The 22935-nt window shown below is 64.9% G+C and carries 24 protein-coding genes; 14 read left to right on the top strand and 10 right to left on the bottom strand.

Annotation, left to right across the window (positions count from 1 at the left end; genetic code table 11):
* The first annotated feature begins 1 nt into the window (after position 1).
* The 3 genes from grxC to A3AS_RS0126420 are packed head-to-tail and all read left to right on the top strand — an operon-like array spanning position 2 to position 1631.
* Entirely contained in the window at positions 2-277 is a 276-nt protein-coding gene (gene grxC, locus A3AS_RS0126430; RefSeq protein WP_018320549.1) for a glutaredoxin 3, read from the top strand.
* Positions 274-1152: a carbon-nitrogen hydrolase family protein gene (locus A3AS_RS0126425; protein ID WP_018320548.1), complete on the top strand. Its 879-nt coding sequence runs from the start codon at positions 274-276 to the stop codon at positions 1150-1152. The genes grxC and A3AS_RS0126425 overlap by 4 nt, the downstream gene beginning before the upstream one ends.
* A complete protein-coding gene (locus A3AS_RS0126420; RefSeq protein ID WP_018320547.1) occupies positions 1149-1631 on the top strand; it encodes a DUF1178 family protein in 483 nt (160 codons plus the stop codon). Before A3AS_RS0126425 ends, A3AS_RS0126420 begins: the two co-directional genes overlap by 4 nt.
* Here the strand turns inward: A3AS_RS0126420 and A3AS_RS0126415 are convergent.
* From A3AS_RS0126415 to A3AS_RS0126400, 4 genes are all read right to left on the bottom strand, one after another.
* Positions 1628-2527 (bottom strand): EamA family transporter, encoded by a 900-nt coding sequence (locus tag A3AS_RS0126415; protein WP_018320546.1) that lies wholly within the window; start codon positions 2525-2527, stop codon positions 1628-1630. The genes A3AS_RS0126420 and A3AS_RS0126415 overlap by 4 nt on opposite strands.
* 461 nt (positions 2528-2988) lie before the next feature.
* A complete protein-coding gene (locus tag A3AS_RS0126410; RefSeq protein ID WP_018320545.1) occupies positions 2989-3270 on the bottom strand; it encodes a GIY-YIG nuclease family protein in 282 nt (93 codons plus the stop codon).
* Positions 3271-3370: 100 nt separating this feature from the next.
* Positions 3371-4144 carry a bifunctional 2-polyprenyl-6-hydroxyphenol methylase/3-demethylubiquinol 3-O-methyltransferase UbiG gene (gene ubiG / locus A3AS_RS0126405; RefSeq protein ID WP_018320544.1) on the bottom strand — a complete coding sequence of 258 codons (774 nt, stop codon included), beginning with the start codon at positions 4142-4144 and terminating at the stop codon, positions 3371-3373.
* 14 nt (positions 4145-4158) lie between these two features.
* Positions 4159-4626: a PH domain-containing protein gene (locus A3AS_RS0126400; RefSeq protein ID WP_018320543.1), complete on the bottom strand. Its 468-nt coding sequence runs from the start codon at positions 4624-4626 to the stop codon at positions 4159-4161.
* A 149-nt stretch (positions 4627-4775) separates the two neighbouring features.
* Between A3AS_RS0126400 and A3AS_RS0126395 the strand changes: the two genes are divergently transcribed.
* The 3 genes from A3AS_RS0126395 (at position 4776) to prfA (ending at position 9817) form a co-directional block, all read left to right on the top strand.
* On the top strand, positions 4776-6032 hold the full coding sequence (locus tag A3AS_RS0126395) for an aspartate kinase (RefSeq protein WP_018320542.1): 1257 nt from the start codon (positions 4776-4778) through the stop codon (positions 6030-6032).
* A gap of 374 nt (positions 6033-6406) precedes the next feature.
* On the top strand, positions 6407-8674 hold the full coding sequence (gene ptsP, locus A3AS_RS0126390; RefSeq protein ID WP_018320541.1) for a phosphoenolpyruvate--protein phosphotransferase: 2268 nt from the start codon (positions 6407-6409) through the stop codon (positions 8672-8674).
* Between the two features lie 57 nt (positions 8675-8731).
* A complete protein-coding gene (gene prfA, locus A3AS_RS0126385; protein WP_018320540.1) occupies positions 8732-9817 on the top strand; it encodes a peptide chain release factor 1 in 1086 nt (361 codons plus the stop codon).
* Positions 9818-9825: 8 nt separating this feature from the next.
* Here prfA and A3AS_RS0126380 read toward each other — a convergent pair whose 3' ends face one another.
* Positions 9826-10296 carry a MarR family winged helix-turn-helix transcriptional regulator gene (locus A3AS_RS0126380; RefSeq protein WP_018320539.1) on the bottom strand — a complete coding sequence of 157 codons (471 nt, stop codon included), beginning with the start codon at positions 10294-10296 and terminating at the stop codon, positions 9826-9828.
* A gap of 122 nt (positions 10297-10418) precedes the next feature.
* The gene (locus tag A3AS_RS0126375; protein ID WP_049814993.1) at positions 10419-10898 is read right to left on the bottom strand and encodes a hypothetical protein; all 480 of its coding nucleotides are present in this window, start codon (positions 10896-10898) and stop codon (positions 10419-10421) included.
* Positions 10899-11288: 390 nt separating this feature from the next.
* Here A3AS_RS0126375 and A3AS_RS0126370 point away from each other — a divergent pair, with 390 nt between their 5' ends.
* From A3AS_RS0126370 to A3AS_RS0126355, 4 genes are all read left to right on the top strand, one after another.
* On the top strand, positions 11289-12623 hold the full coding sequence (locus tag A3AS_RS0126370; RefSeq protein ID WP_018320537.1) for a substrate-binding protein: 1335 nt from the start codon (positions 11289-11291) through the stop codon (positions 12621-12623).
* Positions 12624-12727: 104 nt separating this feature from the next.
* The gene (locus A3AS_RS0126365; RefSeq protein ID WP_026202378.1) at positions 12728-13603 is read left to right on the top strand and encodes a branched-chain amino acid ABC transporter permease; all 876 of its coding nucleotides are present in this window, start codon (positions 12728-12730) and stop codon (positions 13601-13603) included.
* An 11-nt stretch (positions 13604-13614) separates the two neighbouring features.
* On the top strand, positions 13615-15453 hold the full coding sequence (locus A3AS_RS0126360) for an ATP-binding cassette domain-containing protein (protein WP_018320535.1): 1839 nt from the start codon (positions 13615-13617) through the stop codon (positions 15451-15453).
* The gene (locus A3AS_RS0126355; RefSeq protein ID WP_018320534.1) at positions 15450-16148 is read left to right on the top strand and encodes an ABC transporter ATP-binding protein; all 699 of its coding nucleotides are present in this window, start codon (positions 15450-15452) and stop codon (positions 16146-16148) included. The genes A3AS_RS0126360 and A3AS_RS0126355 overlap by 4 nt, the downstream gene beginning before the upstream one ends.
* A 26-nt stretch (positions 16149-16174) precedes the next feature.
* On the opposite strand, the gene A3AS_RS0126350 is transcribed toward A3AS_RS0126355, so the two are convergent.
* Positions 16175-16600 (bottom strand): HIT domain-containing protein, encoded by a 426-nt coding sequence (locus A3AS_RS0126350; RefSeq protein ID WP_018320533.1) that lies wholly within the window; start codon positions 16598-16600, stop codon positions 16175-16177.
* A gap of 90 nt (positions 16601-16690) precedes the next feature.
* Between A3AS_RS0126350 and prmC the strand changes: the two genes are divergently transcribed.
* Together prmC and A3AS_RS0126340 are read left to right on the top strand one after the other, a co-directional pair.
* On the top strand, positions 16691-17587 hold the full coding sequence (gene prmC, locus A3AS_RS0126345) for a peptide chain release factor N(5)-glutamine methyltransferase (protein ID WP_026202377.1): 897 nt from the start codon (positions 16691-16693) through the stop codon (positions 17585-17587).
* A gap of 462 nt (positions 17588-18049) precedes the next feature.
* On the top strand, positions 18050-18838 hold the full coding sequence (locus A3AS_RS0126340; RefSeq protein ID WP_018320531.1) for a DUF4167 domain-containing protein: 789 nt from the start codon (positions 18050-18052) through the stop codon (positions 18836-18838).
* A 90-nt stretch (positions 18839-18928) separates the two neighbouring features.
* On the opposite strand, the gene A3AS_RS0126335 is transcribed toward A3AS_RS0126340, so the two are convergent.
* Positions 18929-19675 (bottom strand): methyltransferase domain-containing protein, encoded by a 747-nt coding sequence (locus tag A3AS_RS0126335; RefSeq protein WP_018320530.1) that lies wholly within the window; start codon positions 19673-19675, stop codon positions 18929-18931.
* A 108-nt stretch (positions 19676-19783) separates the two neighbouring features.
* Here A3AS_RS0126335 and gloB point away from each other — a divergent pair, with 108 nt between their 5' ends.
* Positions 19784-20551, top strand: coding sequence for a hydroxyacylglutathione hydrolase (gloB, locus tag A3AS_RS0126330; protein ID WP_018320529.1), 768 nt, complete (start codon positions 19784-19786; stop codon positions 20549-20551).
* A 51-nt stretch (positions 20552-20602) separates the two neighbouring features.
* A complete protein-coding gene (locus A3AS_RS0126325) occupies positions 20603-21025 on the top strand; it encodes a cupin domain-containing protein (RefSeq protein WP_018320528.1) in 423 nt (140 codons plus the stop codon).
* 48 nt (positions 21026-21073) lie between these two features.
* Here A3AS_RS0126325 and A3AS_RS0126320 read toward each other — a convergent pair whose 3' ends face one another.
* On the bottom strand, positions 21074-21943 hold the full coding sequence (locus tag A3AS_RS0126320) for a DMT family transporter (protein ID WP_018320527.1): 870 nt from the start codon (positions 21941-21943) through the stop codon (positions 21074-21076).
* A 114-nt stretch (positions 21944-22057) separates the two neighbouring features.
* Positions 22058-22783 carry an acetoacetyl-CoA reductase gene (gene phbB, locus A3AS_RS0126315; protein ID WP_018320526.1) on the bottom strand — a complete coding sequence of 242 codons (726 nt, stop codon included), beginning with the start codon at positions 22781-22783 and terminating at the stop codon, positions 22058-22060.
* Positions 22784-22935: the final 152 nt, after the last annotated feature.

Here is a 22935-nt window from a genome sequence, read left to right as displayed (position 1 = left end):
CATGACTTCTGCTGTCGAGATCTACACCAGGCCGGGCTGCGGCTATTGTTCCGCGGCGAGGTCCCTGTTGACCCGCAAGAAGGCAATCTTTACCGAATTTGACGTCGCCAAGAACCCCTCCTGGCGGGAGGAGATGTACGACCGCGCCGGCGAGGGCTCGACCTTCCCGCAGATCTGGATCGGTGGAACTCATGTCGGCGGCTGCGACGATCTCTACGCACTCGACCGCGAAGGCAAGCTTGACGGCATGCTGGAAGGTGTGAAGGCCAACTCATGAGCGAGAACCGCACATTTACGGCCGCCATGGTGCAGATGCGCACGGGTCTGATGCCCGGGCCAAGCCTCGAACAGGCCACGAAGCTGATCCGGCAGGCGGCGGCCAACGGCGCCGACTACGTGCAGACGCCTGAAGTCAGCAACATGATGCAGCTGAACCGCAAGGCGCTGTTCGAGCATCTGCAGAGCGAAGAGGACGACACTTCGCTGAAGGCCTACCGGGCGCTCGCGGCGGAACTGAAGATCCATCTCCATGTCGGCTCGCTGGCGCTGCGCTTCTCGGCCGAAAAGGCGGTCAACCGCTCCTTCCTGATCGGGCCCGAGGGCAATGTGCTCGCGAGCTACGACAAGATCCACATGTTCGACATCGAGCTGCCGGACGGCGAGAGCTATCGCGAATCCGCCAACTACCAGCCGGGCGAAACCGCGGTGATCTCCGATCTGCCCTGGGGCCGCGTGGGCTTGACGATCTGCTACGACGTGCGCTTCCCCGCGCTCTACCGCGCCCTCGCCGAGAGTGGCGCTTACTTCATCACCGTCCCGTCCGCCTTCACCCGCAAGACCGGCGAAGCGCACTGGCATGTGCTGCTGCGCTCGCGCGCGATCGAGACCGGCTGCTTCATTTTCGCAGCTGCCCAGGCAGGCACCCACGAGAACAAGCGCGAGACCTATGGCCATTCGCTGATCATCGATCCCTGGGGCGAGATCCTCGCCGAAGGCGACGTCGAGCCCGGCATCATCATGGCCCAGATCGACCCCGCCAAGGTCGAGACCGCACGCCGCGCGATCCCCTCGCTCCAGCACGGCCGCCGCTTCGGCGTGTCCGATCCCAAGGCCGGGCCGGATCATTTGCACCTCGTGCGGGGATCAGCATGATCCGCTACGCGCTCCATTGCGATCGAAACCACGCGTTCGAGAGCTGGTTCCAGAGCTCGTCGGCCTATGATTCGCAAGTGAAGCGCAAGCTCGTGACCTGCCCGATCTGCGGATCCGCCAAGGTCGACAAGGCGATCATGGCCCCGCGCATCGTCGGCAAGAAGGGCCGCGGGCGCGCGACGCCGCCGCCGGAGGCGACCACTACTCCCACGCCCGAGGCCGCGCCATCAGGTCCGACCTCGCTGTTGATGGCGCAGGAGAAAGAGCTGCGCACCAAGTTGAAGGAGCTGCGCGATCACATCGTGAAGAACGCCGACAATGTCGGCGAGCGCTTCGCCAACGAAGCCCGCGCGATGCATTACGGCGACAAGGAGCACCGTCCGATCTACGGCGAGGCCTCGCCGGAGGAGGCGAAGTCGCTGATCGACGAGGGCATCGAGGTGTCGCCGCTGCCGACATTGCCGGAAGACCGGAACTAGGCCCCCACCAGCACCGCCACACCGATGATGATCAGCGCGATACCTGCAAGCTCGCGTGGTGCGATCGGCTGCTTGAACGAATAATACGCCACCGCTTGCGCGAACAGCACCTCGATCAGAGCGAGCGTGCGGACATTGGCGGCGGCCGTCAGTGCGAACGCCAGGAACCAGAATTGTGAGGCGAAGGCGCCCATGAAGCCGGCCAGCATCGACGGCTTCCACAGGCCGAGGATCGCCTGCAGCACCTTTGGCGCGCGCCAGAGCAGATAGATCGTCAGCACCAGCGTCTGCACGAACAGGCCGAGCACCAGCGTGAACGAGGCCGAGGTCACGAAGGAGACGCCGGGCACGTTGATGATCGCGCCGCGAAAGCCAACCGCAGACAGCGCGAACGCGGCAGCCGCAACGAGGCCGGTGATGGTCGGCTTCAATTCGGCAAAACTCTTCTCGCCGCCGGGCCTCAGCGCGGTGATGACGACGCCGACGGTCGCGATCACGATCGCCAGCACCTTCAGCCAGGTCAGGTGATCGCCAAGGAAGACGAAACCGAAGATCGCGGTCTGGATCGCCTCGGTCTTCAGATACGCCGTCGTCACCACGAAGGAGCGGTCGTTCATGGCAAGCAGCATCAGGCCGGTGGCGACGATCTGGCTGAGCGCGCCGAGCAGGAGCCACGGCCAGAACACGGTCGGCGGCATGCCCAGATGATCGCCGGTGGCGACCAGCACCACGCCGAGGAACAGCACCGAAAACGGGAAGCCGAACAGGAAGCGGATATTGGTCGCGCCCCAGGTCCCCAGCGGCTTCGTCAACGACCGCTGCATCGCATTGCGCGCGACTTGGCCGAGCGCAGCAACGAGGGTGAAGGGAATCCAGAGGCTGGCGATGGTGAGCATGGGGTGGGGCGGGCATTAGCGGGAAATAACTGCGGCCAACCTGCAAGTTGAGGCCAGCGCGGTCAACCGCACGGACGTCATGGGAGCGATGCTCTCGCCACAAACTCGGTGTCGTCCCTGCGCACGCAGGGACCCATAACCCCAGGGAGAAGTCCTGCGACGACTGCCAGCCCGCGCATCTCGCACCGTCCGCCACCGATAGATTCCTCGGTATGGGTCCCTGCGTTCGCAGGGACGACAGCGTTCGCTTGGCGGCGTCACACGGTCAAACCAAGAGATCGCTGAGGTCACGTCACAAACTCCGCCGTCGTCCCTGCGCACGCAGGGACCCATAACCCCAGGGAGAAGTTTTGTGAGAGCTGCTAACCCGCCCACCCAACACCGCTCGCTACCGATAGATCACGCGGTATGGGTCCCTGCGTTCGCAGGGACGACAGCATTTTCTAGGCCGCGTCACACCGTCAAACCAACAGATCACTTAGATCCCGCCACTCGGGGTTCTCCCGCTCGATCAGCTCGATCTTCCAGTCGCGCTTCCAGCGCTTGAGCTGTTTTTCGCGGGCAATCGCTTCTTCCGCTCGCTCGAAGGATTCGGTGTAGACGAGGCGGTGCACGCCGTAGCGCTTGACGAACTCCGAGCCCTTGCCGGCGCGGTGCTGCTCCAGGCGTTTCTGGAGAGAGTTGGTTACGCCGATGTAGAGCGTCCCATGATGGCGGCTGGCGAGGATGTAGACGTAGTACATGCTCGGGGCGCCTGATTGGGCTAACTAGACGGGCCTGTGGCTATGGGTCCCTGCTTTCGCAGGGACGACACCGGCAGAGGACTCGCAACTCGCATCTCACTCACACCATCCCTTCCGCCACCACCATGTAGTTCACGTCCATGTCCGACGAGAGCGTCCATTTGTCGGCGAAGGGTGAGTAGACCACGCCGGTCTGCTCGGTGATGACGAGGCGGTTGTCGAGCAGGTATTTTGTCAGCTCGTCGGGGGTGACGAACTTATTCCATTCGTGGGTGCCGCGCGGCAGCCAGCGCAGGACGTATTCGGCGCCGACAATGGCGAGCGCGAAGCTCTTCCAGTTGCGGTTCAGCGTCGAGACCACCATGAGGCCGTTCGGCTTCAGCATCGCGGCGCAACGCTTCAGGAAGACGCCGACATCGACGACGTGCTCGACCACTTCCATCGCCAGCACGATGTCGAAGCGCTCGCGCGGGTCGATCTCCTCCACCGTGGTGCAGCGGTAGTCGATCGCAAGATGGCCCTTGTCGGCGTGCAGCTTGGCCGCGGCGATGTTGCTCTGGGAAGGATCGACGCCGATGACCTGCGCTCCGAGCCGCGACAGCGGCTCGCACAACAGGCCGGCGCCGCAGCCGATGTCGAGCACGCGAAGCCCGCCGAGGCAGTTGAGGCTGCGCACGTTGCGCTCGAATTTACGGCAGGCGGCGTCGCGGATGTAGCCGAGCCGCAGCGGGTTGATCCGGTGCAGCGGCGCCATCTTGCCGTTGGGGTCCCACCACTCCGCCGAGAGTTTCGAGAACTTTGCGATCTCGGCGGCGTCGACGGTCGAGCCCGGCTGCGGGCTGACGGAGAGGGAAGTATTTTGCTGCATGCTCATCGTTACGCGCGGTCCTACCGCGTGGTGATCGAACTACGGAAGGCGAGCGGCGAGGCGATGGTCCGGATGGTTTCGCGACCTTCGCCGACGCCGTTGATGGTCACGTCGCCGTAGTTGAGAATACGTCCAAGAATCGTCTGATTGACATCGACGCTCTCGACCTTGTCCAGCGCCATCTCGAAGGTGCGGCGCTTGATGAAGCCGGTCTTGTGCACAATCCTGAGATTGGTGACGTCGGTCTCGGTGGTGAAGCGATGGAACCAGCCCTTCACGGTCCAGAACAGGGCCGCCAGAGCCACCACGCCCGAGGCGATGAGACAGAGAATCAGGAGCCCGTTGACCGTGGTCTGCCCCGACAGGACGAACAGGGCGAAAGCCGCGATCCAGGCCAGGATGGCCGGAAAATAGAAAATCCAGTGCGCATTGGTCGAATACAGCACCCGCTCGCCGGGCTGCAGGATTTCGTCAATATAGCGCGCCATAACCTCTGATAACCCATTGCCCGGATTGGCCGCAGCAGGAACCCGCTTGCCCCCGGCCCCGCCCCTCTGTATACGCGCGGTCGGGTGCCCGCAGCATCGTCTCGCGCGGGCCACCATACTGATCCCTTTGAAGGAATGCACGCGTCGTCATGAGCCGCCTCGTGATGAAATTCGGCGGCACATCCGTCGCCAACATCGAACGTATCCGCAACGTCGCACGCCATGTGAAGCGTGAGGTCGACGCGGGCCACGAAGTGGCCGTGGTCGTCTCGGCGATGTCCGGGAAAACCAACGAGCTGGTGGCCTGGTGCACCGAGGCCTCGCCGATGCACGACGCGCGCGAATACGACGCCGTCGTCGCCTCCGGCGAACAGGTCACATCCGGCCTGCTTGCCATCGCGCTCCAGGGCATGGGCATCCAGGCCCGCTCCTGGCAAGGCTGGCAGATCCCGATCAAGACCAGCGATGCTCACGCCTCGGCCCGGATCGAGGACATCGACGGCAGCGAGATCATCAGCCGTTTCAAGGATCGCAAGGAAGTCGCGGTCATCGCCGGCTTCCAGGGCATCAATCCGGAGACGGGTCGCATCACCACGCTCGGCCGCGGCGGCTCGGACACCTCGGCCGTGGCGATCGCCGCCGCCGTCAAGGCCGACCGCTGCGACATCTACACCGATGTCGATGGCGTCTACACAACCGACCCGCGAATCGTGCCGAAGGCCAAGAGGCTCGACAAGATCGCATTCGAAGACATGCTGGAACTGGCCTCCCAGGGCGCAAAAGTGCTCCAGGTCCGCTCGGTGGAACTCGGCATGGTCCACAACATGCCGATCTTCGTCCGCTCGAGCTTCGACAAGCCCGAGGATATCGACCCGCATGCCAACCAGCCGCCCGGCACGCTGATCTGCAGCGAGGAGGAGATCATGGAAAGCCACGTCGTCACTGGTATCGCCTTCTCCAAGGACGAGGCCCAGATCTCGGTGCGCCAGATCGAGGACAAGCCGGGCGTTGCGGCGTCGATCTTCGGCCCGCTGGCGGATGCCAACATCAATGTCGACATGATCGTGCAGAACGTCTCCGAGGACGGCAAGACCACCGACCTCACCTTCACGGTGCCGGCGGCCGACTATACCCGCGCCAAGGACACGATTACCGCCGCCAAGGGCAAGATCGGCTATGCGCGGCTCGATACCGCCACCGATGTCGCCAAGATCTCGGTGATCGGCAGCGGCATGCGCAGCCATGCCGGCGTCGCTGCCCAGGCGTTCTCAGCCCTCGCCGGACGGAATATCAACATCCGGGCCATTACAACCTCCGAGATCAAATTCTCGGTTTTGATCGACACCGCCTATACCGAGCTTGCGGTGCGCACCCTGCACACGCTCTACGGTCTCGATCAGGCCTGAAACGCGACCATCGTCGCGCTTCAGGCTGTTGTTTGAGCATGGTCTTTCCGGAAAACAGCTTCGCACTTTCCGGACCATGCCCGGACCAATTTTCTCTTAGCGGTCGCAGCAAACGCGAAGGTGTACACACCTTCGCGTTTGGCAGGCGTTTTGCTTGGCAAAACAAGCCTCAATTCGCTATACGGCGAACAGGGTGGGCTGCCGCAGACTGTGTCCCAGTTCGGGGCGGCGCTGATTCGGTGCAGGCGCTAAATCTCAAGGGGATTTTGGGCTTGTGCCGGCGCCGGACAAACAATTTGGTTGTTTTTCTGGAATTTTAGGCCAGCCGCCGGCCGATACCGCCGGGCCGGGCAGACGGAGGAGATTGACGGGACATGCGGAGCGCGTCGGGAGGTCCCCGCGTCTTGTTGAGACGGCTCCGCGAAACCATGGCGGAGCAGGTCTCGGCCCAGGAGCGGCTGGACAAGATCGTGGTGCTGATCGCCGCCAACATGGTGGCCGAGGTGTGCTCGGTCTACGTGCTGCGCATTGACAACACGCTGGAGCTCTACGCCACCGAAGGCCTCAACCGCGAGGCGGTGCACCACACCGTGCTGAGCGCCCATGAGGGCCTGGTCGGCCTCGTCGCCAGCGAGGCGACGCCGCTCAATTTGAGCGATGCGCAGAGCCACCCGGCCTTCTCGTTCCGCCCGGAGACCGGCGAGGAAATCTACCACTCCTTCCTCGGTGTGCCGATCCTGCGAGCCGGCAACACGCTCGGCGTGCTGGTGGTGCAGAACCGCGCCAAGCGCAATTATGTCGAGGAAGAGCTCGAGGCGCTGCAGACCACCGCCATGGTGCTGGCCGAGCTGATCGCCTCCGGCGAGCTCTCCGCGCTGGCCCAGCCGGGCCAGGAGCCCGCGGCGCGCCATTCCGCGCAGAAGGTCGGCGCCATCCTGTCGGAGGGCATCGCGCTCGGCCATGTCGTGCTGCATGAGCCGCGCGTCGTCATCAAGGACTACATCGCCGAGGACCTGCCCAAGGAAATCAAGCGGCTCGACACCGCGCTGGCCAAGCTCCGGGCCGATCTCGACCGCATGCTGGAGCGCGGCGACGTCGCCGAGGGCGGCGAGCATCGCGAGGTGCTGGAAGCCTATCGCATGTTCGCCAACGACCAGGGCTGGTCGCACAAGCTGCATGAGGCGGTCGCCACCGGCCTTACCGCGGAAGCCGCCGTCGAGCGCGTGCAGTCCGACACCCGCGCGCGCATGCTGCGCTCGACCGACCCCTACTTGCGCGACCGGCTGCACGACCTCGAGGATCTCGGCTACCGCCTGATGCGGCAGCTGGTCGGCCAGGACCACGCGCCCTCGCGCGAGCAGCTGCCCGACAACGCGATCGTCATCGCGCGCGCGATGGGCCCGGCGGCGCTGCTCGACTATGACCGCAAGCGCCTGCGCGGCATCGTGCTGGAGGAAGGCACCGCCAACTCCCACGTCTCGATCGTGGCGCGCGCGCTCGGCATTCCTGCCGTTGGCGAGGTGCCGAACGCGCCCGGCATCGCCGATCCCGGCGACGCCATCATCGTCGACGGCACCTCCGGTTCGATCTATGTGCGTCCCTCGCAGGAAGTCGAGGCGGCCTTCGCCGAGCGCGTGCGCTTCCGCGCCCGCCGCCAGGCGCAATATCTGGCGCTGCGCGACCTGCCCTGCGTCACCAGGGACGGCCAGAAGGTCGAGCTGATGATCAACGCAGGTCTTGCCATCGACCTGCCGCATATCGAGGACACCGGCAGCGCCGGCATCGGCCTGTTCCGCACCGAGCTGCAATTCATGGTCGGCCAGAGCCTGCCGCGCACCAGCGACCAGCTGGCGCTGTATCGTACCGTGCTCGATGCGGCCGGCACCAAGCCCGTCACCTTCCGCACCCTCGACATCGGTGGCGACAAGGCGCTGCCCTATATGGAAGCGGTGATCGAGGAAAATCCCGCGCTCGGCTGGCGCGCGATCCGGCTCGGGCTCGATCGTCCCGGCCTGCTGCGCGGCCAGATCCGTGCGCTGCTGCGCGCCGGTGGCGGCCGCGCGCTGCGCATCATGTTCCCGATGATCTCGGAGGTCGCCGAATTCGATTCGGCGAAGGCGCTGGTCGAACGCGAGCTCACCTATCTGCGCCAGCACGGCCATACGCTGCCGGAGCGTATCGACATCGGCACCATGGTCGAGGTGCCCGCTTTGCTCTACCAGCTCGACGAGCTCCTGAAGAAGGTCGACTTCATCTCGGTCGGCTCCAACGATCTGTTCCAGTTCCTGTTCGCGGTCGACCGCGGCAATGCAAAAGTCTCCGAGCGCTTCGACACCATGTCGGCGCCGATCCTGCGCGCGCTGCGCGAGATCGCACGCAAGTCACAGGCGGCGAAGAAGTCGCTCTCGCTCTGCGGCGAGATGGCGTCCAAGCCGCTTGGCGCACTGGCACTGATTGCGCTGGGCTACCGCTCGCTGTCGCTGTCGGCAACCGCACTCGGCCCCGTCAAGGCCATGGTCATCGACCTCGATGCCAAGAAGGCCGAAGCCGTGCTCGGCCCGCTCCTGGACGCGCCGGCGGGCAGCGTCTCGATCCGGCAGAAACTGACGGAATTTGCCGAGGCCGAAGGCCTGGCATTGTAGCGGGCCTGTCGCCGCTCCCTGCCGCCTCGCCTCCTTCCGCCATTTGAGACTGAACCGATGTCGTCACTCCCCGAAGCCAAACTGGACGTCCTCCTTGCACATCATGCCTCTCTTGAGGCCGAATCGCTGGGGCAGCTCGCCTCCGAGCGCTATGTGCAGATCACGCGCGAGCTCGCCGAGATCACCCCGCTGATCGAGGCGGTGAAGGCCTATCGTGCCGCGGTCAAGGAGCTCGCCGACACCGAGGCGCTGATCGCCGATCCCGCGACCGATGCCGAGATGCGCAGCATGGCGGAAGCCGAACGCGACGAGCTGACGCCGAAAATCGAGGAGCTGGTCCAGAAGATCCGGGTCGCTCTGCTGCCCAAGGACGCCATGGACGACCGCAACGTGGTGCTGGAAATCCGCGCCGGCACCGGCGGCGACGAGGCCTCGCTGTTTGCTGGCGACCTGTTCCGGATGTACGAGCGCTTCGCTGCCTTGCAGGGCTGGAAGGTCGAGGTGATCTCGGCCAGCGAAGGCACCGTCGGCGGCTACAAGGAAATCATCGCGGAGGTGCAGGGCCGCGGCGCGTTCTCGAAGCTGAAGTTCGAATCCGGCGTGCATCGCGTGCAGCGCGTGCCGGACACCGAGACGCAGGGGCGCATCCACACTTCGGCCGCGACGGTGGCCGTGCTGCCGGAGGTCGAGGACGTCGACGTCGACATCAAGAACGACGATTTGCGCATCGAGACCATGCGCGCGCAAGGAGCCGGCGGTCAGCACGTCAACAAGACCGAATCGGCGATCCGCATCACCCACATTCCGACCGGCATCGTGGTGATGATGCAGGACAGCCGCTCGCAGCACAAGAATCGTGCCTCGGCCATGAACATCCTGCGCTCGCGCATCTACGACGCCGAACGCCAGCGCGTCGATGCGGCACGGTCGGCCGAGCGCAAGGAGAAGGTCGGCTCAGGCGACCGCTCCGAGCGCATCCGCACCTACAATTTTCCGCAAGGGCGCGTCACCGACCATCGCATCAACCTGACGCTCTACAAGCTGCCGCAGGTGATCGCAGGCGAAGCGCTCGGCGAGTTGACCGACGCGCTGACCACCGAGCACCAGGCCGCGCAGCTCGCCGCACAGGGCGCGGCGGCCTGATCCCTGCCTCAGCGCACCTTTGCCAGGAACGATCGCAGGATCTTGCCCAACGCGGGTGCAGCGGCGCTCAGCTCGTCCAGGTGAATGCGCGAAAGCGAGCGCAGCTTCTGCTCGCCCTTGGCCGTCAGCTTGACCAGGACGCGCCTTGCATCCTCGGGATCGGCCTCCCGAGCGATCAGCTTCAGCTTCGCCATGCGGTCCACCAGCTCCACCGCTGTATGGTGCCGGATCAGGAGGAAGCCGGCGATGTCGCCGACGCTGGCGCCGTTGGGGTCGGCCAGCCCCTTGATCGCCAGCAGTGCCTGGTGCTGCTGCGGCGTCAACCCGGCGTTCTGGGCCGCCGCTTCGCTGAAGGCGAGGAAGGTGCGCAGCTGGTAGCGGAATTGGGCGAGCGCCGCATAGTCAGCCTCGCGCATCGCGCCGCCCCTCGAGGGCGCAGCGCGCGCCGTGCGTCCAGTCTTCCGCTTCGCGTCAGCCATTCCGTGCCTTTCGAACTCCGCCCGCCGGCGGAGCGGGCGCTGCCGAGACTAGCAAGGAAGGCCGGGCGGAACCACCGACGGGCCTGGCAGATGCACAAGTATAGGAGGGGCTTGCAGCCCTTCTATTCGAAGTGGGAGAGCAGGATCTTCACCAGGATGACCTGAAATGCGATCGGAATACGAACGCTCTTCCGCCTGATCGAGCGCTGGAGCGCACTGACGATCTCGGCGCTGGTCAAGGCGCCTTCGGATGCATTCGTGATCAACTCGCCCCACATCTGCGACAGCGAGCCGCCGGGCGGGATCACCGGCTTGATGGTCACGCCGCAACCCTGCGCCCAGTCGACGATCTCCCGCATGGTGTGAGGACCGCAATTGCGCGTCGTCGCAAGCCGCTCCGCCGTCAGCGCGAGCAGCAACTCGCGCGAGGGCGACCAGGTCCCCTTGCGCGGCTGCTCGCCGGTGAGCTCGACCGCGAGCTCCTTCAGGACATTCTGGGCCCGCACGCTCAGTCTCTGCATCGGCACCGGCGTGCGCTTGGCCTGAACGGAGCCGACGGCCGGCCCTCGCTGACCGGCGGACCGGCCACGCGGCTCCGGCATGCGCGAGGCATCGCCGGACTGCGGCGATGCGCGCTGGTCGCTCCCCTCCCCGGCAGGCCACGCCGCCTCCTGCAGCTCCGCCTCTTGCGGCCAGGATCGTCGCTTCCGGGTACCCGCTACTGTCGTCTGCCGCGGCATCTCTCTCGCCGAACCCGCCAATCTCGTACTCACAAAGACTAATATATATCGTGATCCGATATGTTTTCACGCGATAATTTTCATCGTTCGACCAAAGGCGAAATTGACAGAAGGTGTTCACGAGCAATGTTTACGTCCAGGAGCTACACGCGGATGTGACGTGCCCGGTGCAGGCAGGCCCTTCGAGGCCGGTTGCCGCCGGACAGGTCGTCTTTTGCCTGCAAACAAGAACGATATCCGGAGGAAACGATCATGACGGACCATCTCATTCGCCGTGGCCTCTCGCGCCGCGGCCTGCTCCAGACCACGGCAGGCCTCATCGGCGGCTCGGTGCTGCCTGCGATGCCGGCCTTCGCCGAGGACAAGCCGGCGATCGGCTCCTATCCCGCGGGCGTTTCGGGTTCCACCGCCTTCATCGGCATCTCGGTGCCGCGCACCGGCACCTATGCCGTGCAGGGCGAGGACGAGCTCAAGGGCTATCAACTCGCGATCGAGCACATCAACGGCGGTCACGACCTGATCAAGAAGATCTCGCCGAAGACCAGCAAGGGCGTGCTCGGCAAGGAGCTGAAATTCGGCGTCGCGGATTCCGCGGCCAAGCCCAACGAGGCGGTGCAGGCGCAGCAGCGCTTCATCAGCGAGAACAAGGCGATCATGATCACCGGCGGCACCTCGAGCGCCGTTGCGGTCGCGCTGAACAAGCTCGCCCAGCGCGAGAAGGTGATCTTCGTCTGCGGCATCTCCGGCTCGAACGACACCACCGGCAAGGACTGCGTCCGCTACGGCTTCCGCCAGAACTTCTTCGGCCAGACCGCCGCGGCGGCGATCGGCCCCGTCATGGTCAAGGAGTTCGGCAAGGGCAAGAAGGCTGCGTATCTCACGCCTGATTACACCTACGGTCACACCGTCACCAAGTCGATGCAGGACTTTCTTGCGACCGCCGGCTGGACCACCGTCACCAACCAGGTCGCGCCGCTCGGCGCGCCCGATTATTCCTCCTACCTGCTGAACGTCGCGAATTCCGGCGCCGACGTGCTGATCAACGTCAACTGGGGCCACGACGCGGTGCTGTCGACGCAGCAGGCCAAGCAGTTCGGCGTGCTCGACAAGATGAAGCTGGTCGTCCCCTACCAGGTACCCTTCATCGCGCGCGAGACCGGCGGGTTGATGCAGGGCGTCTACGCCGCCACCGACTATTGGTGGACGCTCGAGGACAAATTCCCGCTCGCCAAGATGTTCAACGAGGCCTTCGAGAAGAAGTACGGCTACAAGCCGGAATGGGGCGCGGAGAACGCCTATGTCAGCTTCGCGCACTGGGCCCGCATGTGCGAGCAGGCCGGCAGCTTCAGCCCGCCCGACGTGATCAAGGCCTATGAGAAGGGCGAGACGCTGCCGTCCCTGGTCGGCGACGTGCATTACCGCCCCGAGGACCATCAGTGCGTCCGCCCGGTGATCATCGTCAAGGGCAAGCAGCAGAAGGACATGAAGACGAAGGAAGATTGGTACGATGTGGTCGAGGTCGTCCCGGGCGAAGGCTTGATGCAGAAGCCGGACGCCTTCGGCTGCCATCCCGGCGACTACAGCTGAGCTCGCGCTAACCCCCTGTGACGCCGTAGGTCGCTTCCGGCTCCTGCGGCGTCACCCATTTTTTGCGCATCGCCGGAACGCGCCGCCACAACCGTGATCCCTGCATGATTAGTTGGCCCAACCTCGTCTCGCAGCTCTTCAACGGGCTCGCGCTTGGCGCGCTGCTCGCGCTGATCAGCTCCGGCCTGACCATTATCTACGGCACGCTCGGCGTGCTCAACCTCGCGCATGGCGCGATGTTCATGATCGGCGGCTATGCCGGATTCGTCGCCTACCAGTACACGGAATCGTTCATCCTCGCCGTGATCGCCGGCTCGCTGTTCGTGATGCTGCTCGGCGTAGCGATGGAACGCGTCATCATCCGCCATTTCTATCATCGGCCGCACGAGGATCAGTTGCTCGTGACTTTCGGGCTCGGCATCTGCTTCGTCGAGATCATCCGGCTGATCTTCTCCAGCCAGTCGCAGCTGGTCCCGCCGCCGGCGATATTCCAGGGCATCACCAATCTCGGCTTCATGTTCTATCCGACCTACCGCCTCGCGGTGGTCGGCATCGTCGCGATCGCGCTCGGCGCGCTGTTCATCATCCTCTACCGGACAAGGCTCGGCATGATCGTGCGGGCCGGCATCGAGGACTCCGTGATGGTGGATTCGCTCGGCATCAATGTCTACCGGGTCTTCATGGTGGTGTTCGGCATCGGCGCGATGGCCGCCGGCTTTGCCGGCATCGTCAACGCGCCGGTAGTGTCGCTGACACCGGGCATCGGTGACGACATCCTGGTCCAGACCTTCGTGGTGGTGGTGATCGGCGGCGTCGGCTCGTTCCCAGGCGCCATCCTGGGCGGCCTGATCGCCGGCGAGATCATCAGCGTCACCTCCATGTTCAACCCCGGCTACGCCTATGTGATGCTGTTTGCGGCAATGACGCTCGTGCTCGTGGTGCGACCGCATGGCCTGCTCGGCGTCCAGGGCCGCGAGTAAGTGATCTCCTGATGCTCAAGCAACGCCCCTTCCTGATCGAAACACTGACGGCGATCGGCCTGATCGTGGCTCCCTTCGTGCTGCCCCATCTCGGCTTCGCGCCCAACACCGTGAACCGGATCCTGGTCTGGGGCCTGTTCGGTCTCGGCTTCGACATCCTGTTCGGCTTCACCGGCCTGCTGTCGTTCGGCCAGTCCGCTTTCTACGGCACCGGCGGCTTCGTCGCGGCGTACCTCCTGACCCGCGCCGGCTTCGGCAATGTGCTGGGCGCGCTGATCATCGGCATGATCGCGGCGGCCGCGACCGGCTATCTGATCGGCCTGATCGCGCTCCGCCGCACCGGCATCTACTTCGCCATGATCACGGTCGCGATCGCGGAAGTGTTTTTCTTCGTCGAGTTCAATCCGCTCTCCGACTTCACCGGCGGCGAGAACGGTCTGCCGGGCGTGCCAACGCCGAGCTTCAATCTCGGCTTCACCACCCTCCACTTCACCAATGGCTGGTCACTCTATCAATTCATCGCGCTGTGCTACTTCGTCGGCGTCATCATTGCGCTGAGGATCGTGCGCTCCCCGGTCGGCGCCATTTTCAGCGCGATCCGCGACAATCCGCTGCGCGCCACCGCGGTCGGCCACAACATCCATGGCTACAAGCTAACTGCTTTCGTGATCGCAGCGGCCTATGCGGGGTTTGCCGGCGGCCTGCTCGGCGTGCTCCAGGCCTTCATGCCACCCGACGCCTTCACCTTCGACACGTCCGGCCAGCTCGTGATGCAGACCGCCATTGGCGGCCGAGGCACATTGTTCGGGCCTCTGGTTGGCGCGACCGTCTGGCTGTTCCTCCAGGATTTCCTGCAATCCGCGCTGGGCTTGGGTGCCGCCTGGAAGCTGGTGCTTGGCGTCGTGTTCGTGCTGCTGGTCTGCTTCCTGCGCGGCGGCATCATCGGCGGTCTTGCGGACCTTTATCGCCTCCTCTCCGGCAGGCGTAAGCGGAGCGATCCCGAGGCCGAGCCGGACACTGACACGACACTGCACCTAGCGCCCGCGCCGATGCAGGCCAAGGAGGTCGCGCACCCCGCTTATTCCGGGCCGATCCTGAAAGCCACCGGCCTCACCAAGCGCTATGGCGGCCTCGTCGCCAACAGCGACATCGATTTCAGCGTCAATCAAGGCGAGCTGCGCGGCATCATCGGCCCCAACGGCGCCGGCAAATCGACCTTCTTCAAGATGCTGACCTGCGAGATCGCGCCGACCTCCGGCCAGATCGTATTCGAGGGACGCGACATCACGGGGTTGAAGGTCGCCGAGGTTTGCCAGCTCGGGCTCACCAAGAGCTATCAGGTCAATCAGCTCTTCACCGGGCTGACGGTGCGGCAGAACCTGACGATCGCCGCGCTCGCCGAGCTGCGCGGCAAGTTCCGACTCGATCTCTTCCGCAAGCTCTCCGGCGTCAAGGGCCTGACCGAGCAGGTGGAGCATACGCTGGCGCTGGTCAACCTGACCCGCCGCGCCGACACGCCGGTCTCCGAGCTCGCCTATGGCGAGAAGCGCAGGCTCGAGATCGGGCTTGCGCTCGCGACCTCGCCGCGCCTGCTGCTGCTCGACGAGCCGCTCGCAGGCATGAGCCCGCGCGAGCGGGTCGAGACCGTCAAGCTGCTCAAATCGATCGCGCGCGGCCGCACCATGATCATCATCGACCACGACATGGATTCGCTGTTCGAGCTGGTCGAGCGCGTCACGGTGCTTCAGGAGGGCAAGGTGCTGCTCGACGGCACGCCGGAGGAAATCCGGACCAACGCCGCGGTGCAGGAAGCCTATCTCGGCGGCGTGAATGGGGAGATCGCCGCATGAGCCTGATCGAGGTCAACGGCCTGAACAGCTATTACGGGGATTCCCACATCCTGTTCGACGTCGCCATGCACGTCGAACGTCACGAGGTGGTGGCGCTGCTCGGCCGCAACGGCGCCGGCAAGAGCACGACTCTGAAGAGCCTGATGGGCGTCGTGACGCCGCACAGCGGCAGCGTGAAATTCGACGGTATCGATATCGCCGGACGCAGGAGCCACAGAATCGCGCAGGCGGGCATGCAGCTCGTGCACGAGGAGCGGCGCATCTTCGGCAGCCTGTCGGTGGAGGAAAATATCGTCCTTGCCGGGTTCACCGCGCCGAAACGCTGGCCGCTCGACCGCATCTACGAGATGTTTCCGCGGCTGAAGGAGCGACGCAACAACCGCGGCACCGAGCTCTCCGGCGGCGAGCAGCAGATGCTCGCGATTGCGCGGGCGCTGGTGCGCGATCCCAAGATCGTGCTGCTGGACGAGCCGTTCGAGGGGCTCGCGCCCGTCATCGTCCACGATCTCGTCAAGGCCTGCCGGGAGCTGGCGGCGGCCGGCCAGACCATCGTGCTGGTCGAGCAGAATTTGGCGGCGACGCTGGCGCTGGCGAGCCGGATCTACATCATCAACAACGGCCACATCGTGCACGAAGGTCCGGCGCAGGAGCTCAAGGCCCAGCCGGAGCTGCTGCAGCGCTACCTCGGCGTTTAGTCGGCCGCCGAGCTCGGCTGTCGGGTTCAGCCGCCGAGCGCTGCGATCATCCGTTTGGCATGATCGGCGAGCACAGCCATATCTTCCTTGCGCGTCTGCGCCGGCAAGAGGTCGACGCCGGCCCTGACAGGCATGACGTGCATGTGCAGGTGAAGCACCACCTGCCCGCTGGCCGGCTCGCTGAACTGCTGGAGGATGATACCCTCCGCGTCAAACGCCTTCATCGCCGCAATCGCGATTCGCTTGGCCGTCCGGGCGACGGCGGCAAGATCGTCCTCCGCAATATCCAGGATGCCGCGCGCCGGCGCCCGCGGAATCACCAGCGTGTGCCCGGGCGCGCGCGGCATGATGTCGAGGAAGGCCAGGCTGCGCTCGTCCCTGAAAACCTCGAAGCAGGGAATCTCGCCGCGCAGGACCTTTGCGAAGACGTTCTGATCGTCATAGGCCGTCATAGACCCCTCCACGCTTGCGAGGCGCGATCAAACGCGCTCCTTTCCGTTGACGCAAGCGAGCCGGCCGATCTATCCACGATGCCAGGCAGGATGGCTCCATTGGCGACAAATAACGTTCCCGGACATAATGTCGAGAGTGCGCGGCGCGCGCTCGCGGCACGGCTGCAAGCGGCCGGCATCGAGGAGGCGGCCCTCGATGCGCGCCTGCTCGTCGGGGCCGCGCTGGAGCTCGATTTGACCGGCATGGTGACGCAGGCATCGCGACAACTCACGCCTGAGGAGACCACGCAGCTCGAACGATACGCGCAACGCCGGCTCGCGCATGAGCCGGTCGCCCGCATTCTCGGCGTGCGAGACTTCTGGGGCATGCCGTTGCGGTTGTCCGAGGCGACGCTGGTACCGCGGCCGGATACCGAGACCGTCGTCGAACTGGCGCTCGAGATCTTCCGCGAGCTGGCGATATCGGGCCGTCGCCCGCGAATCGCCGATATCGGCGTCGGATCGGGCGCCATTCTGCTCGCATTGCTGTGGGAGATTCCCGACGCGTTCGGCGTCGGTACCGATGTCAGCCCGACGGCGCTCGATACGGCGCGCGACAATGCGGCCGCCCTCGGCCTCGCCGGCCGCGCCGGCTTCGTCGCCTGCTCCTATCTGACGGCGCTGCGCGGCCCGTTTGACCTCATCGTCTCGAACCCGCCCTACATTCCCTCCGCCGAAATTCCGAGACTGAGCATCGAGGTGCGCGACCACGATCCGCATCTGGCGCTCGACGGCGGCAATGACGGATATGACGCCTATCGCGCTCTCATCCCGCAGGCGGCCGAGCGTCTCGCCCCCGGTGGAGCGCTGATCGTCGAGGCCGGACAGGGGCAGGCCAGAAATATTGAAACCTTGATGATAGCTGGCGCGTTAACGGTGGACAGGCCACCCAAGGCCGACCTGGCGGGCATTCCGCGGGCCGTTTCGGCCCGAAAAATGCCCCCATAAAAGCCGGATTGGCTTGCAAAAAGCTCTTGGAATATCCCTTGGGAACGACTACGTTCCGATCAACACATCGGTGCCGGCCCCGTAGACCTACGGGCGAAAGCCGGGCTCTCGGGCGAGAGCTTTACTGATAAAGGTTCCAAGCCGCAGGTCCTGTGAAGCGCGATAGCCAGTGGAGCTGCGCTGCTCTCCGACCGCAAAAGTGAACGAAAGCCTGATATTGCGCTTGAAGACTTACGCAACACAGCTGGGCTTGTTTCGGCAGGCAAAATGAATGGGTTCGCTGGCGATCAGTGCTGGCGGGTGGGGAACGCGTCCTTGTTGAACGCGACGGTCGACGAACATCGGCAGGGTTCGATCCGCTCTTGCGCGCGGTGCGCGCGAGCGATGTGAACCGCTGTCACCAGGTCACTCCTGGCAATGAGTAATGCGTGCAACGTTTAGGGCTGGAATTAAAGGCAGGACATGAGAAACGGTCAGAACAAGCAGCGGATGCGCAACCGCAACAATAACAATAACAACAACAACCGGCGCAGCCAGAACCCGATGACCCGGGTCTACGAGTCCAACGGACCCGACATCAAGATCCGCGGCACCGCCTCGCACATCGCTGAAAAGTATCTCCAGCTCGCACGCGACGCGCGCTCCTCCGGCGACCCCGTTGCAGCCGAGAACTACTACCAGCACGCCGAGCATTATTTCCGCCTGATCGCCGCGGCCCAGGAACAGTTCCGCCAGAACCAGCAGCCGCGCGGTGACGAGCCGATCAGCAGCAATAGCGACGACGGCGACGACGACGGCGAGAATTTCTCGAATTTCGGCCAGGAGCCGGGCTTCGTCCCGCAGCCGCAACAGCAGCAGCCCTTCGCGCGCGACCGCGACGGCCAGCGCGATCATCATCAGCGTGATCATCAGCAGCGCGACAACCAGCCCTATCAGCGCGATCAGCAGCAGCCGCGCGAGCATCGCGAGCGCGACCATCGCCCGCAGCCGCAATATCAGCCCCAGCCGCAACCGCAGAATCAGCCGCAGCCCGTCGTCACCGACGCCGGCAGCGTCGATCGCCTGCCCTCCTTCATCACCGGCGCGCAGCCGCAGGTGAACGGCGGCGCGAATGGCGGCCAGGCCGGTTTCGAGGGCGGAGCCGGCGGTGGCGAACGCTATCCGCGCCGGCGGCGCCGGCCGCATGGCCCGCGTCCCGAGCGCGAAGCAGCTCCGGCCGCATCCGGCGATGACCTTGCGCCCAGCGAGTAAGTCTCTTCTGATCGACTGATCTGGAATCGTCCCGGCCTCGCCGGGACGATTTTGTTTTTAACGACCACCGGTCGCGGCAACGCTTGTGACCTAACTGCGCGTCGCCGTCGTCGAAGACGGGACCAGCACGGGCTTCGCGAGCGACGGAATCAGCCGTGCCCGCTCGCGCTTGGCGGGGATCGCGCGGTAGACCTGCTTGGTCGCCTCCACGATATGGACGCCGGCAAAGGGCAGCGACAATGCCGCACCGGCGCGCTCCCACATCTGCGCCGATTTCAGCACCCAGCCGCCGGCATAGGGCGGCATGAACAGCGCCTCGCCCCAGGCGGTCGGCGTGAACCAGGTCTGGCGCAGCAGGTCGGTGATCTGCGAGCGCGAATACGGCCGGCCGTGACCGAACGGCGTGCTGTCGGTGCGGGTCCACACCCCGCGCCGGTTCGGGATCACCGCGATCACGCGCCCGGACGGCGACAGCACGCGCCATACCTCGCGCAGCAGCGCGGCCGGATCGTCCGACATCTCCAGAGCGTGGACCAGCAGGATGCGGTCGACCGCGGCGTCGGGGAGCGGCAGCGAGAATTCGTCGACCAGCGAGGCCAGCGCCGGCCGTCCCGTCGGCCATTTCAGGACGCCCTGGGCCGCCGGCATGAAGGCGAGGCAGCGCTCGGCGTCTTCGCGGAACAGCCCCAGATAGGGCGTGGGATAGCCGAGGCCGAGCACGCGCTGGCCTTCCGCCCTCGGCCAGCGTTCCCTGATGCCGCGATTGATCATTTGCCGCGCCACGATCCCGAGGCGGCGGGAATAGAACTCGCGGAGGTCGACGACGTCGATGGTCATGACGGCAATGTAACATGCGCGAGACCGCCGCCGCGCGCGGAATATTGCATTGCCTGCGCAACGTTAACGCCATATTTGTCTGGCGGGGCTGAGCCCGATGGAGATGACATGGCCGCCGAAATTCGTACTTTCACCTGTTTAAACGACAATTTCGGCTATCTGATCCACGATGTGGAAACCAAGGCGACGGCGTCGATCGACGCGCCTGAGGCCGGCCCCATCCTGGCGGCGCTGGAGCGCGAGGGCTGGCAGCTCACCGACATCCTGATCACCCATCATCACGGCGATCATGTCGGCGGGGTCGCCGAACTCAAGCAGAAATACAACTGCCGCGTCGTCGCGCCTCACGACAAGACCACCAAAATTGCGGACGTCGATCTGCGTGTCGCCAATGCCGACGTGGTCAAGATCGGCAATTTGCTGGCGCGCGTGCTGGAGACGCCGGGTCACACGCTCGACCACATCTCCTACGTGTTCGACACCGAGAAGACGGTGTTCGCCGCCGACACGCTGTTCTCGATCGGCTGCGGCCGCGTGTTCGAGGGCACCTATCCGATGATGTGGGATTCGCTTCTGAAGCTGCGTGCCCTGCCCGACGACTTCAAGCTCTATTGCGGCCACGAATACACGGCCTCCAACGTCAAGTTTGCGCTCACCGTCGATCCCGACAATGCAGCGCTCCAGGCGCGCGCGGCGGAGGTGACGAGGCTCCGGGCCGAGAACAAGCCGACCATTCCCACGCTGCTTGGCGACGAGAAGCGGGCCAACGTGTTCCTGCGTGCCGATGAGCCACAGGTCGCGGCGAGGCTGCACATGAAGGGCGCGGATGCCGCCGCGGTGTTCGGCGAGCTGCGCGAGCGCAAGAACAAGTCCTGAAGAGCAAATCCTGAAGACCAAGTCCTGCAGAAGAAAGTCCTGACTGGATCGATGCCGACTGCAGCCGAGATCATCGCGCGCCTCGAACTCCGTCCGCATCCCGAGGGCGGCCATTATCGCGAGACATTTCGCGACCAGACCACGGATGCCAACGGGCGTTCGCGCTCGACCCTGATTTACTTCCTGCTGGCACGCGGCGAGCGTTCGCACTGGCATCGCGTCGATGCGGTCGAGACGTGGCACTATTACGCCGGCAGCCCCTTGATGCTGCGCATCGCCCATGACGGCTGCTCGCAGCACCAGGTGCGGCTCGGCACTGACCTTGCGAATGGAGACCGGCCGCAGGCGATCGTGCCGGCACAGGCCTGGCAATCCGCGGAGACGACGGGCGAGTGGACGCTGGTCGGCTGCACCGTGGCCCCGGCATTCGAATTCGCAGGCTTCGAGCTCGCACCACAGGGCTGGGAGCCGTAGGCCCGCACCGTCATTCCGGGTTCGCGCTTCGCACGCCCGGAATGACAATCATCGCTTCCGCAGCACCATATCCTTCGCCGCGATCAAGCCGCCGCCGGCGATCAGGATCGCAGCAATCGCGATGTTGGCGCTGGCCTTGGCAAAACCGGCGGCGATGAGGAAGCCGGTCGAGAGCAGCGGCGTCGCGTAGGAGGCAGCGCCGAGCACGCGGATGTCACCGCGCTTCATGCCGATATCCCAGGCGTAGAACGCGGCACCGACGGGACCGATGCCGAGCGCGATCACCGAGAGCCATTGCAGCGTGGTCTCCGGCCAGACGGTGGTCTCGAGCAGGCCGTGCATCAGCGCGGCAAGCACGGCGGTGGCCAGGCAGAATCCAGCGACCGCATCGGTCGGAACGGCCTTGAGCCGGCGCGACAGCACCGAATAGGCCGCCCAGACGAACGCAGCGATGAAGGCCGCGGCCAATCCCGGCACCTGCCCGGCCGCGAAGCCGGAGGTGTTGCCGGCGAACAGCAGCACGGTGCCGACGAGGCCGAGCATCGCGCCAACGATGTGATGGAGGGCGAGCCGCTCGCCCGGCAGGAAGGACGAGAACAGCACGATCAGCAGCGGCCACAGATAATTCAGCAGGCCGGCTTCGGCCGGCGGCGCGAAGCGCAGCGCGAGAAAATACAGTGCGTGATAGCCGAACAGGCCGCCGACGCCGACGGCCCAGACGACCAGCGGCTGACGCAGGCTCTTCGCCGCCTCGCCGCGGCCGATCCAGGTGAGCAGACCGACCAGGCCGCCGATCGCGAAGGTCATCGCGGCGAGCTGGAACGCCGGGATCGTTCCGGTGGCCACCGTCATTACCGACAGCAGCGACCACATCAGGATCGCGGTCAATCCGATCAGCGTGGCTGTGCGCGAGGTCATTGACGAAGGCTCTGAGGACAACGATGCCCGGCACGAGGCCGGGCATTGTCGTCTTCACTATCGCCTTGTCGCGCCTGAAGCTACAGGCTTTTGACCTGAAGATGTGGCGCCCTATCAGGCCTGATACTGGCCGCCATTGATGGTCATCGTCGAGCCCGTGATGAAACCGGCCTCGTCAGCCGCCAGGAACACGACCGCGCGGGCAATCTCTTCGGGCTCGCCGAGCCGGCTGACCGGGATCTGCGGGATCACGTTCTTCTCCAGGACGTCCTTCGGCACCGCCTGCACCATTTCGGTGTTGATGTAGCCGGGGCAGATCGCATTGACGGTGATGCCGCCCTTGGCATTCTCCAGCGCGAGCGCCTTGGTGAAGCCGATGTCGCCGGCCTTCGCCGCGGAATAATTGACCTGACCGAACTGCCCCTTCTGGCCGTTGATCGACGAGATCGAGATGATGCGGCCGAACTTGCGCGAACGCATGCCCTCGATGACCTGGCGCGTCATGTTGAAGAGCGAGCCAAGATTGGTGTTGATGACCGCGTTCCACTGCTCCAGCGTCATCTTGTGGAAGGCGGTGTCGCGGGTGATGCCGGCATTGTTGACGAGCACCTCGATCGGCCCGAGATCGGCCTCGACCTTCTTCACGCCCTCGGCGCAGGCATCGAAACTACTGACGTCCCATTTGTAGACGGCGATGCCGGTATCGGCCTTGAACTTCTCCGCCGCCGTATCGTTGCCGGCATAGCTCGCCGCAACCTTGTATCCCGCCGCCTTCAGTGCCTTGCTGATCGCAGCACCGATGCCCCGCGTACCACCCGTGACCAATGCAACACGTGCCATGTCGTATTCCTTCCCTTGGACTCTTCGGACGTTTCTGAAGCGATTGTTTTTTAACGTTGGATTATGCGGTTGGTTTGACGGACATCAAGAACAAAACGCCCGGCGTTGAGCCGGGCGTTTGTATTTAGTCGAGGCATGCAAGATTGCGAAGA

The organism is Bradyrhizobium sp. WSM2793 (assembly GCF_000379585.1).
Taxonomy (GTDB): domain Bacteria; phylum Pseudomonadota; class Alphaproteobacteria; order Rhizobiales; family Xanthobacteraceae; genus Bradyrhizobium.
This window is presented reverse-complemented; position numbering and strand designations above follow the sequence as displayed.

Excerpts from the sequence above, each read along its gene's own strand:
- ptsP (WP_018320541.1), top strand. The coding sequence starts at position 6,407 with ATGCGGAGCGCGTCGGGAGGTCCCCGCGTCTTGTTGAGACGGCTCCGC.
- A3AS_RS0126360 (WP_018320535.1), top strand. The coding sequence starts at position 13,615 with ATGCTCAAGCAACGCCCCTTCCTGATCGAAACACTGACGGCGATCGGC.
- prmC (WP_026202377.1), top strand. The coding sequence starts at position 16,691 with ATGGCTCCATTGGCGACAAATAACGTTCCCGGACATAATGTCGAGAGT.
- A3AS_RS0126420 (WP_018320547.1), top strand. The coding sequence starts at position 1,149 with ATGATCCGCTACGCGCTCCATTGCGATCGAAACCACGCGTTCGAGAGC.
- A3AS_RS0126320 (WP_018320527.1), bottom strand. The coding sequence starts at position 21,943 with ATGACCTCGCGCACAGCCACGCTGATCGGATTGACCGCGATCCTGATG.
- A3AS_RS0126380 (WP_018320539.1), bottom strand. The coding sequence starts at position 10,296 with ATGGCTGACGCGAAGCGGAAGACTGGACGCACGGCGCGCGCTGCGCCC.
- A3AS_RS0126395 (WP_018320542.1), top strand. The coding sequence starts at position 4,776 with ATGAGCCGCCTCGTGATGAAATTCGGCGGCACATCCGTCGCCAACATC.
- A3AS_RS0126410 (WP_018320545.1), bottom strand. The coding sequence starts at position 3,270 with ATGTACTACGTCTACATCCTCGCCAGCCGCCATCATGGGACGCTCTAC.
- A3AS_RS0126365 (WP_026202378.1), top strand. The coding sequence starts at position 12,728 with ATGATTAGTTGGCCCAACCTCGTCTCGCAGCTCTTCAACGGGCTCGCG.
- A3AS_RS0126350 (WP_018320533.1), bottom strand. The coding sequence starts at position 16,600 with ATGACGGCCTATGACGATCAGAACGTCTTCGCAAAGGTCCTGCGCGGC.
- A3AS_RS0126370 (WP_018320537.1), top strand. The coding sequence starts at position 11,289 with ATGACGGACCATCTCATTCGCCGTGGCCTCTCGCGCCGCGGCCTGCTC.
- phbB (WP_018320526.1), bottom strand. The coding sequence starts at position 22,783 with ATGGCACGTGTTGCATTGGTCACGGGTGGTACGCGGGGCATCGGTGCT.
- A3AS_RS0126335 (WP_018320530.1), bottom strand. The coding sequence starts at position 19,675 with ATGACCATCGACGTCGTCGACCTCCGCGAGTTCTATTCCCGCCGCCTC.
- grxC (WP_018320549.1), top strand. The coding sequence starts at position 2 with ATGACTTCTGCTGTCGAGATCTACACCAGGCCGGGCTGCGGCTATTGT.
- gloB (WP_018320529.1), top strand. The coding sequence starts at position 19,784 with ATGGCCGCCGAAATTCGTACTTTCACCTGTTTAAACGACAATTTCGGC.
- prfA (WP_018320540.1), top strand. The coding sequence starts at position 8,732 with ATGTCGTCACTCCCCGAAGCCAAACTGGACGTCCTCCTTGCACATCAT.
- A3AS_RS0126400 (WP_018320543.1), bottom strand. The coding sequence starts at position 4,626 with ATGGCGCGCTATATTGACGAAATCCTGCAGCCCGGCGAGCGGGTGCTG.
- ubiG (WP_018320544.1), bottom strand. The coding sequence starts at position 4,144 with ATGAGCATGCAGCAAAATACTTCCCTCTCCGTCAGCCCGCAGCCGGGC.
- A3AS_RS0126415 (WP_018320546.1), bottom strand. The coding sequence starts at position 2,527 with ATGCTCACCATCGCCAGCCTCTGGATTCCCTTCACCCTCGTTGCTGCG.
- A3AS_RS0126325 (WP_018320528.1), top strand. The coding sequence starts at position 20,603 with ATGCCGACTGCAGCCGAGATCATCGCGCGCCTCGAACTCCGTCCGCAT.
- A3AS_RS0126355 (WP_018320534.1), top strand. The coding sequence starts at position 15,450 with ATGAGCCTGATCGAGGTCAACGGCCTGAACAGCTATTACGGGGATTCC.
- A3AS_RS0126340 (WP_018320531.1), top strand. The coding sequence starts at position 18,050 with ATGAGAAACGGTCAGAACAAGCAGCGGATGCGCAACCGCAACAATAAC.
- A3AS_RS0126425 (WP_018320548.1), top strand. The coding sequence starts at position 274 with ATGAGCGAGAACCGCACATTTACGGCCGCCATGGTGCAGATGCGCACG.
- A3AS_RS0126375 (WP_049814993.1), bottom strand. The coding sequence starts at position 10,898 with ATGCCGGAGCCGCGTGGCCGGTCCGCCGGTCAGCGAGGGCCGGCCGTC.